The following is a 9837-nucleotide window of genomic DNA, read 5'->3' as shown; positions in this document are numbered from 1 at the left end:
GTTCGCAGCACGACGGGAAGCGGAGCCCTGGCGGAGTCTTCCCGGCGTGCGCGGGCCCGATGTGGGGGTTTGGGGGGACGGTCCCCCCAAGGCCAGCACAGCCGCTTTCGCCGCAGAACCGCACAGACCCCCAGCAATATCGGGGGTCTACACATCCCCACAAACCCCAACCCCCGCTTTCGCCAACCCTCCCCACAGGCCCTCAACCCCCAGGGGTCTGCACCCAACCAACAACCCCAACCCCCACCTTCGCCGCACCCCCGCGCAGCCCCTAACCCCGAGGGGGTCTACACACCCCACCACCCCCAGCCACAGAACGCTTTAGCCGCGGCCGTCAGCTCCCATCCCAGCCGTCACGCAGCGTCCTTGATTGTCGGACGTTCCCGATAGCTTCGACGCTGTGAGCGATCGATGGGATCGGGAGCATGTGCTCGGGCTGGCGCCCGACGACGCGTCGGCCAAGGCCGCCGGTAAGGTCGCCGTGCCCGCCAAGTGGCGTGGGCTCGGGGCCGATGACGAGGCCGTGTGGGGTGAGTGCGCGGGCAGCGGCAGGAGCGCCTACCGGGCGTGCGTGGATCTGACCGAGCCCGCGTTCCGGTGTTCGTGCCCGAGCCGGAAGTTCCCCTGCAAGCACGCCCTCGGGTTGCTGCTGTTGTGGAGCGATGGCGTCGGCGGCTTCAGTGGCGGCAGCGGCGGTGCCGGGGAACGGCCCGCGTGGGTCGTCGAGTGGATCGAGGAGCGGCGGCAGCGGGCCGAGAGGACGCAGAAGAAGCGCGCCGAGAAGGCCGTCAGGCAGCGTGACCCGAAGACCGCCGAACGCCGTGAGCAGCGCGTCGACGGCGGGATCGCCGATCTCGACCAGTGGCTTCGCGACCAGGTGGCGCACGGGCTGGCCCAGGCGGAGAACGCCCCCTACCGGGTGTGGGACGAGGTCGCGCGGCGGCTCGTGGACGCGCAGGCCGGGGCGTTGGCCGGGCAGGTCAGGGGGCTGGCGTCGGTCGCCCGGCGGGAGGGGTGGCCGGACCGGCTGCTGGAGGAGTACGCGCTGCTGCGGCTGCTCGTGCGGGCCCACCAGCGGCGCGAGGAGCTGCCCGAGGGGCTGCGGGAGACCGTGCGGACGCGGATCGGGTTCACCCTCTCCCAGGAGGAGGTGCTCGAACGCGGCGAGCGCGTCCGCGACCGCTGGTGCGTCGTCGGGTCGCGGGACGTCGCGCAGGAGCAGCTCACCACGCGCCGCGTCTGGCTGAAGGGGCGGGCGAGCGGTCGGCACGCGCTGGTGCTGTCGTTCGCCGCGCCGGGGCGGACGCTGGACGCGTCGCTGGCCGTGGGGACCGAGGTGGAGGCCGAGCTGGCGTTCTATCCGGGGGCGCGGCCGCTGCGGGCGCTCGTGGCCGAACGGTTCGGGACGGCCGGGAGCGCCGTGCCGGACGGGGTCGGCGTCGGGGTGTTCCTCAAGGAGTACGCGGCGGCGCTGGCCGACGACCCCTGGCTGGAACGCTGGCCTGCCGTGCTGGCGGGGGTGCGGCTGGGACGGGACGGCAGCGGCGGGCTGTTCGTCGTCGACGACGCCGGGGACGCGCTGCCGTTGCGGATGGCCGACCCGTGGCGGCTGCTGGCGGTGTCGGGCGGGGCTCCGGTGACGTTCGCCGGGGAGTGGTCGACGCGCGGGATGCGTCCGCTGGCGGCCTGGCATCCGGACGAGAAGGTCGTGATCCTGTGAACGCGTGGAACGAGCATGTCAGCGCCGCTCTGCTCGGCACCGAGCGGCGTCCGGCTCCCCCGCTGCCCGAGGCCCCGGAGCAGGTCGGCGACCCGGCCGGGCGGCTGCTGGACCAGGCGGCCGTGCTGGCGGTGCGGCGGCGGGCCGGGGCGCCGCCGGTCACCGGGGTCGAGACGGTCGCGCCCGCTCCGGCCGAGGACCTGCCGGTGGTGCCGGAGGCGGCCGGGCGGCGGCTGGCGCGGATCCTGTCGGGCGAGCAGGTCAAGGTGCTGCCCGAGTGGCTGGACGCCGCCGCCGCGCGCGGGCGGAGGGCGCCCGCGCGGCTGCTGCCCGAGCTGCTGGAGAAGGGGCGCAGCGACCGGATGCTGCGGCCGTCGATCGTGCGGGCGGCGGGGCGGCGCGGCGTGTGGCTGGCGTTGCAGAACACCGACTGGGCCTACCTGATCAGTACCGGTGACGACCCCGGCGGCGGTGACGACGTCTGGGGCACCGGGACGCGCAGCCAGCGCATCGCCCACCTGACGCGCCTGCGCGAGACCGACCCGGCGGCGGCCCGCGACGCCCTCGGGGAGGTGTGGGCCAGGGAGCCGGCGCCGGACCGGGCGGTGTTCCTGGCGACGTTCGGGCACGGGCTGTCGGGAGGGGACGAGGAGTTCCTCGAGACGGCGCTCGGGGACCGGGGCAAGGACGTGCGGCAGGTCGCCGCCGACCTGCTGGCGCGGCTGCCGGACTCGGCGTACGGGCGGCGCATGGCCGAACGCGCCCGCGCCTGCCTCACCCCCAGGGAGCGGACGGTGCGCCGCCGCAGGCAGACCTGGATCCTGGTGGAGCCGCCGCGCGCCCACGACGAGGAGCTGGCGCGCGACGGGGTGCCGTTCCATCCGAGCGGGTCGTTCGCGCCGGGCAGCCGGGCGGGCGGGCCGATCGGGACGCGGGCGGCGTGGCTGCGCGAGATCCTGTCGCGCACGCCGCTGCGGACCTGGACGGAGGTGTTCGGGCTGCCGCCGGTGGAGGTGGTGTGCCTGCCCGTCACCGACCTGACCGGCGGCGACGCCCACAGCAGCGCCCGCGACGTGCACGTGGGCTGGGCGCGGGCGGCGCTGCGGCAGCGGGACGTGGAGTGGGCGCGCGCCCTGCTGCGGGGCGGGGTGATGGTGGACGAGCCCGAGGCGCTGGCCGACCTGCTCGGCGTGCTGCCCGAGGACGAGCGCGACGCGGCCGCCGCCGACCTGATCCGCTGGACCGAGGGGCAGCCGGAGCTGCTGCGGGTGCTGGAACGCGTGCCCGGCCCCTGGGCGGGGCCGCTGGCCGAGGCGGTCGTGACGACGTTGACCGCCGCCGCGCGCCGCCCGAGCGCCCCCGCCGAGCACACCCTGACCCAGCTGTGCCGCCTGGCCGACCAGCGCCTGTCCCCTACGGCCGCGCCGCGCCTGGAGGCGCTGGCCCGCGCCGGCGACACCGGCGGCGGGGCCGTGCGGGCGCTGCTGGACCTGACCGAGACGCTGCGTTTCCGCGACGAGATGCTGAAGGAGCTTGACCTGTGACGACCGACGCCGTGCTGCGGCCTCACGCCGAGCAGTTGTACGCCGACGAGCTGGCCCGTCTCGCCGAGCACGACGACCGGCCGCGCCCGCCCGGCTGGCGGCTGTCGCCGTGGGCGGTCACCACCTACCTGATGGGCGGGGAGCTGCCCGGCGGGACGGCGGTCTCCCCCAAGTACATCGGGCCGCGCCGCCTGATGGAGGTCGCGGTCGCGACGCTGGCGACCGACCGGGCGCTGCTGCTGCTCGGCGTTCCCGGCACCGCCAAGACGTGGGTGTCGGAGCATCTGGCGGCGGCCGTCAGCGGCGACTCCACGCTGCTGGTGCAGGGCACCGCCGGGACGTCGGAGGAGTCGGTCCGCTACGGCTGGAACTACGCCCGCCTGCTGGCCGAGGGCCCCTCGGAGGCGGCGCTGGTGGAGAGCCCGCTGATGCGCGCGATGCGGCGCGGGTCGGTCGCCCGCGTCGAGGAGCTGACCCGCATGCCCAGCGACGTGCAGGACACCCTGATCACGATCCTGTCGGAGAAGACGCTGCCGGTCCCGGAGCTGAACTCCGAGGTCCAGGCCCGCAAGGGCTTCACGGTGATCGCCACGGCCAACGACCGCGACCGGGGCGTCAACGAGCTGTCCAGCGCGCTGCGCCGCCGGTTCAACACGGTGGTGCTGCCGTTGCCCGAGACCGTCGAGGCGGAGGTGGACATCGTCGCCCGCCGCGTCTCGCAGATCGGTTCGGCGCTGGAGCTGCCGGAGACCCCGGCGGGGCTGGAGGAGATCCGGCGGGTCGTGACGGTGTTCCGGGAGCTGCGGTCGGGCATGTCGGCCGACGGCCGCACCAAGCTGAAGTCGCCCAGCGGCACCCTCAGCACCGCCGAGGCGATCTCGGTGGTGACCAGCGGGCTGGCGCTGGCGGCGCACTTCGGCGACGGGGTGCTGCGGGCGGGCGACGTGGCGGGCGGCATCGTCGGCGCGGTCGTGCAGGACCCGGTGTCGGACCGGGTGGTGTGGCAGGAGTACCTGGAGACGGTCGTGCGGGAGCGCCCCGAGTGGCGCGACTTCTACCGCGCCTGCCGGGAGGTGTCTTGACCGCCCACCGGATCGATCTCGGCGAACGCGTCCGGGTCGAGGTCCACGGCGTCCGCCACCACGGGCCGGGCTCGGCGCGGGCGGTGCGGCGGGCGCTGGCGGAGTTCGGGCCGGACGCGGTGCTGATCGAGGGCCCGCCGGAGGCCGACGCCCTGGTGGAGCTGGCCGCCGACCCGGGGATGGAGCCGCCGGTGGCGCTGCTGGCCTACGCGCCGGGGGTGACGCCGGGCGCGGAGGGGACGGGCGGGCGGCGGGCGGCGTTCTGGCCGTTCGCGGAGTTCAGCCCGGAGTGGCAGGCGGTCCGGTACGCGCTGGGCGCGGGCGCGGCGGTCCGGTTCTGCGACCTGCCCGCCGCGAACCAGCTCGTCCCGGCCTCCGGCGAAGAGGAGCCCGCCGAGGAGCCCACCGCCGACGACCCCGCCGAGGAGGCCCCGCCGGAGGAGGGCGTCCGGCTGGACCCCCTGGCCTGGCTGGCGCGGACCGCCGGTTACGACGACGCCGAACGCTGGTGGGACGACGTGGTCGAGCACCGCGACGACGCGGTCTCGCCGTTCCCGGCCATCGCCGAGGCGATGGCCGAGCTGCGCGCCCAGGTCGAGGAGCTGCCGCCCGCCGGGCTGCCGCCGGGCTACCTGCGGCGCGAGGAGCAGCGCGAGGCGCACATGCGCCGTGCCCTGCGCCGCGCCGTCAAGGAGGGGCACGAGCGGATCGCCGTCGTCTGCGGCGCGTGGCACGTCCCGGCGCTGCTGGCCAGGGTGCCCGCGTCCCGCGACGACCAGACGCTCCGCAACCTGCCGAAGACCAGGGTCGCCATGACGTGGGTGCCGTGGACGCACGGGCGGCTGGCGCACTGGTCGGGGTACGGCGCGGGCGTGCGTTCGCCGGGCTGGTACCACCACCTGTTCACCGCGCCGGACCGGCCGGTGGAACGCTGGCTCACCGACGCCGCCCGGCTGCTGCGCGCCGAGGACCTGCACGTGTCGTCCGCGCACGTCATCGAGGCGGTGCGGCTGGCCGGCGCGCTCGCCGCGCTGCGCGGCCGCCCCCTCGCCGGACTCGACGAGGTCACCGAGGCGACCCGGGCGGTGCTGTGCGAGGGCGCGGACCTGCCGCTGGAGCTGATCCACCGCCGCATGGTCGTCGGCGAGCGCCTCGGCGCGGTCCCCGACTCCACCCCCATGGTCCCGCTGCAACGCGACCTGGCGGCCGAGCAGCGGCGGCTGCGGCTGAAGCCGTCGGCGCTCGACCAGGAGCAGGACCTCGACCTGCGCAGGCCCCTGGACCTGGACCGCAGCCGCCTGCTGCACCGGCTGCGGCTGCTGAACGTGGACTGGGGCGTGCCGCGCGAGGAGGGCCGCTCCAAGGGCACCTTCCGCGAGTCGTGGACGCTGATGTGGCGGCCCGAGTTCGACGTCGAGCTGATCGAGGCGAGCGCCTGGGGCACCACCGTGCTCGGCGCGGCCACCGCCCGCGCCGGGAACCTCGCCGCCGACGCCGAGACCCTCGCGGACCTGACCTCCCTCGCCGAACGCTGCCTGCTGGCCGACCTCGGCGACGCGCTGCCGACGGTGATGCGCGCGCTGTCGGACCGCGCGGCCGTGGACACCGACGTGGCGCACCTGATGGCGGCGCTGCCCGCGCTGGTGCGCGCCCTGCGGTACGGCGACGTGCGCGGCACGCCCACCGGGCCGCTCCGCACCGTCGTGGACACCGTCGCCGTGCGGGTCTGCGTGGGCCTGCCGCCCGCCGCCGCCCACCTGGACGACGACGCCGCGCGCGTCCTGCTCCAGCAGGTCGACGCGGTCGACTCCGCCCTGTCCCTGCTGTCGGACGCCGACCACCTGGCCCGCTGGCGGCGCACCCTGGCCGCGTTGATCGACCATCCGCACCTGCACGGCCTGCTGGAGGGCCGCCTGACCCGCCTGCTGCTGGACTCCGGCGACCTGCCGGGCGTCGCCGACCGCATGGCCCGCGCGGTGTCGGTGGGCGCGGGCCCCGACCGCGCGGCGGCATGGGTGGAGGGCTTCCTGTCCGGCGGCGCGCTGGTCCTGGTCCACGACGAGGAGCTGCTGCGGCTGCTGGACGGGTGGATCGCGACGCTGCCGGGCGACTCGTTCACCGACGTGCTGCCCCTGCTGCGCCGGACGTTCGGCGCCTACGCGCAGGCCGAGCGCCGCACCATCGGCGAGCGCGTCCGCCGTCTCGACGCCGCGCCCACGGCCCGCCACGCCGAGGCGGACGCCTTCGACCCCGAACGCGCCGCCCCGGCCGCCGCCACCGCCCTCCGCATCCTCGGCTGGAAGGCCCCCTCATGACCCACGCGCACACCCCCACCCCCCACGATCACCCCGCCGCACCGCAGGCCGTCGTCGATGAGGAACGGCTCCGGCGGTGGCGGCTCGTGCTGGGCGGGGACGGCGGCTCCGACGGCACCGGGTGCTCGCTCAGCGGTGACGACGCGCGCATGGACGCCGCGCTGGAGAAGCTCTACGGCGCGCGGCCCGGCGGCGGGCGGGGGCGTTCGGGCGAGCGCGGCGCCGGGCTCGGCAACTCCGCGCCCTCGGTGGCGCGCTGGCTCGGCGACATCCGCGCCTACTTCCCCTCCACCGTCGTGCAGGTGATGCAGAAGGACGCCATCGAGCGCCTCGACCTCACCCGGCTGCTGCTGGAGCCGGAGATGCTCGACGCCGTCGAGCCCGACGTCCACCTGGTCGGCACGCTGCTGTCGCTCAACCGCGTGCTGCCCGACAAGGCCCGCGAGTCCGCCCGCGCCGTCGTCCGCAAGGTCGTGGAGGATCTGGAACGGCGTCTGGCGCAGCGGACCCGGTCGGCGGTCGGCGGGGCGCTGGACCGGTCGGCGCGGACGCTGCGGCCCCGCCGCCCGGCCGAGGTGGACTGGAACCGCACCATCCGTGCCAACCTCCGCAACTACCTGCCCGAGCACCGCACGGTCGTGCCCGAACGCCTCATCGGCTACGCCCGCAGGCAGCAGGCCGTCCGGCGCGACGTGATCCTCGCCATCGACCAGAGCGGCTCCATGGCGGCGTCGGTGGTGTACGCGGGCGTGTTCGGGGCGGTGCTGGCGTCGATGCGGACGCTGCGCACGTCGCTGGTGGTGTTCGACACCAGCGTCGTGGACCTGACCGACCAGCTCCACGACCCGGTGGAGCTGCTGTTCGGCACCCAGCTCGGCGGCGGCACCGACATCAACCGCGCCGTCGCCTACTGCCAGGGCCTGGTCACCCGCCCCGCCGACACCATCATGGTGCTGATCAGCGACCTGTACGAGGGCGGTGTCCGCGCCGAGCTGCTGAAACGCGTCGCCGCGCTCACCTCCGCCGGGGTCCAGGTGGTGGTGCTGCTGGCGCTGTCGGACGAGGGCGCGCCCGCCTACGACCACGACAACGCGGCGGCGCTGGCGGCGATGGGCGTCCCCGCGTTCGCCTGCACGCCCGACGCGTTCCCCGACCTGATGGCCGCCGCCGTGGAACGCCGCGACCTCAAGGAGTGGGCCGAACGCGCCCTGTGACCCGTGCGCCCAGGCCTCGGCCCACAGCGCGGCCCATGGCCCTGGCCGGGGGCTCGCGTCTCACCGGGTCCCGGTGAGCGCGGCGTCGCTTCGCCGACCTGCGGGTCTTCGCCTCCGGCGTCGGGCCCGCAGGCCGGGTGACGCGCTCGTGCGCGTGGCCGGAGTCCGCCTGGAACAGGCCCCGGCCCCTACCCTCGGCCCGCCTCCGCGCTCCGGCGGCGGGCCGGGGCGTACAGGGCCCAGGCCAGCAGCAGCACCACCACGGCCGCGACGGAGGCGTGCACCGCCAGCTCCCAGGTCCGGACGGTGGCCAGCACGCTCCAACCGCCCAGCAGCACGACCCGGGCCACCCGCGCCACCAGCACCGTCCAGACCGCCGCGCGGCGGCCCAGCAGTCCCAGCACCACGCCGATCAGCGAGATCATCACCAGCGCGACCAGCGCGATCGCGTAGACGGGGAACAGCGCGAGGCTGGCGTAGGGCGTCAGGTCCGGGCGGGCCAGCACGATGGCGAGCCCGGTGATGTCGAACGCGGCCGCCGTCCCCGCCGCCAGCAGGCCGAGGACCAGCACGGGGCCGCGCCGCAGCCGCCGGGACGCCGGGGCGGGCCGCCGTTCGGCGCCCGGGAGGGGCTCGGTGCCGGTCTCGGGCGCGGGCCGGCGCGCCTGTGGCGGCAGGTACGGCTGGGGCCGGCGGGGTGTCGGGATCTCCTGCGGCCGCCGCAGGGTGGGGTGCGGTTCGCCCCTGGTGCGGGCCGGGGCGGTCTCGGGCCGGTGGCCGAGGTGGCCGGTCGGCACCTGGGGCGGCCCGTCGCGGGCCGGGGCGGCCGGGGGACCGCCCGGCCTGGTCACGTCCCACGGGTCGACCGGCGGATCGACCGGCGGCGTCCCGGGCCCCCGCGGCACGGTCTCGCCCCAGGCGTCGTCGGGCGGCGGGGAGAACCCGGGCGGCGGCCCCACGAACGGGGTCGGGCCCGCGCCGGACACCGGGTCGACGGTGCGCGGGTCGGCCGGCGCCCGCTCCCCTTCCGAGGGAGGCCGGGCGGGCGGGACGGCGCCGGTCGGTGGCCGGGCGGCGGCGGCGCGCTGCTGGGCGCCGCTGCCGTCGCCCAGCAGCCACAGCAGCGTCTCCTCGGCGGTGGGCCGCCCGCCCGGGTCCTTGGCCAGGCACGCCTGCGCGATCTCGGCGATGCGCGGCGGCAGCGGCGACAGGTCCGGCTGGTCGTGCATGATCCGGTACATCACGGCGGGCAGCGGGCCCCCGACGAACGGGTCGCGGCCGGTCGCGGCGAACAGCAGCGTCGCCGCCCACGCGAACATGTCGGCGGCCGGGCCCACCACGGTGCCGGTGAACTGCTCGGGCGCCATGTAGGCGGGGGTGCCCACGATCTGGCTGGTCACCGTGGACCCGGCGTCCAGGGCCCGCGCGATCCCGAAGTCGATCACGCGGGGGCCGTCGGGGCCCATCAGCACGTTCTGCGGCTTGAAGTCGCGGTGCACGATGCCCGCGCCGTGGATGGCGGTCAGCGCGGTGACGGTGCCGATCGCCAGCCGGTCGAGGTCGGCGCCCTCCCGCGGCCCGTCGCGGCACACCAGGTCCCGCAGCGAGGGGCCGGTGACGTACTCGCTGACGATGTAGGGCTGGTCGCCCTCCATGTCGGCTTCCAGCATCTGCGCGGTGCAGAACCCGCGGCCCGCGACCCGGCGCAGCAGGGCCAGCTCGCGGACGAAGCGGGCGCGGGCGTTCTGCTCACCGAGCAGTTGCGCATGCAACAGCTTGATCGCGACGAGCGGGCCGCCGTCCGCCGGGCGGCCGAGGAACACCACGCCCTGCCCGCCGGTGCCGAGGCGGCCGAGCAGGACGTAGCCGCCGAGCCGTTCGGGATCGCCGGGCCCCAGGGGGTTCGGGGCCGCGCGACCGCCGGCCGCGCCCTGACTGTCGGCCATGTTCCCATCCCCTGCC

6 protein-coding genes are annotated in these 9837 nt (G+C 76.3%); 5 read left to right on the top strand and 1 reads right to left on the bottom strand.

From position 1 onward, the window contains the following. Positions 1 to 400: 400 nt before the first annotated feature. The 5 genes from HNR61_RS45975 to HNR61_RS45955 are packed head-to-tail and all read left to right on the top strand — an operon-like array spanning position 401 to position 7875. Complete coding sequence (locus HNR61_RS45975) at positions 401 to 1720, top strand: SWIM zinc finger family protein (protein ID WP_182849460.1); 1320 nt, start codon at positions 401 to 403, stop codon at positions 1718 to 1720. Continuing rightward, positions 1717 to 3264, top strand: a complete 1548-nt coding sequence (locus HNR61_RS45970; RefSeq protein WP_182849459.1) for a DUF5691 domain-containing protein — start codon at positions 1717 to 1719, stop codon at positions 3262 to 3264. Before HNR61_RS45975 ends, HNR61_RS45970 begins: the two co-directional genes overlap by 4 nt. Then, entirely contained in the window at positions 3261 to 4346 is a 1086-nt protein-coding gene (locus HNR61_RS45965) for an ATP-binding protein (RefSeq protein ID WP_182849458.1), read from the top strand. The genes HNR61_RS45970 and HNR61_RS45965 overlap by 4 nt, the downstream gene beginning before the upstream one ends. Next, on the top strand, positions 4343 to 6661 hold the full coding sequence (locus tag HNR61_RS45960) for a DUF5682 family protein (protein WP_220510605.1): 2319 nt from the start codon (positions 4343 to 4345) through the stop codon (positions 6659 to 6661). The genes HNR61_RS45965 and HNR61_RS45960 overlap by 4 nt, the downstream gene beginning before the upstream one ends. Beyond that, positions 6658 to 7875, top strand: a complete 1218-nt coding sequence (locus HNR61_RS45955; protein ID WP_182849457.1) for a VWA domain-containing protein — start codon at positions 6658 to 6660, stop codon at positions 7873 to 7875. The genes HNR61_RS45960 and HNR61_RS45955 overlap by 4 nt, the downstream gene beginning before the upstream one ends. A gap of 188 nt (positions 7876 to 8063) precedes the next feature. On the opposite strand, the gene HNR61_RS49755 is transcribed toward HNR61_RS45955, so the two are convergent. Then, entirely contained in the window at positions 8064 to 9821 is a 1758-nt protein-coding gene (locus HNR61_RS49755; RefSeq protein ID WP_281400773.1) for a serine/threonine-protein kinase, read from the bottom strand. Positions 9822 to 9837: the final 16 nt, after the last annotated feature.

This window comes from Actinomadura kijaniata (genome assembly GCF_014138665.1).
GTDB lineage: Bacteria > Actinomycetota > Actinomycetes > Streptosporangiales > Streptosporangiaceae > Spirillospora > Spirillospora kijaniata.
This window is presented reverse-complemented; position numbering and strand designations above follow the sequence as displayed.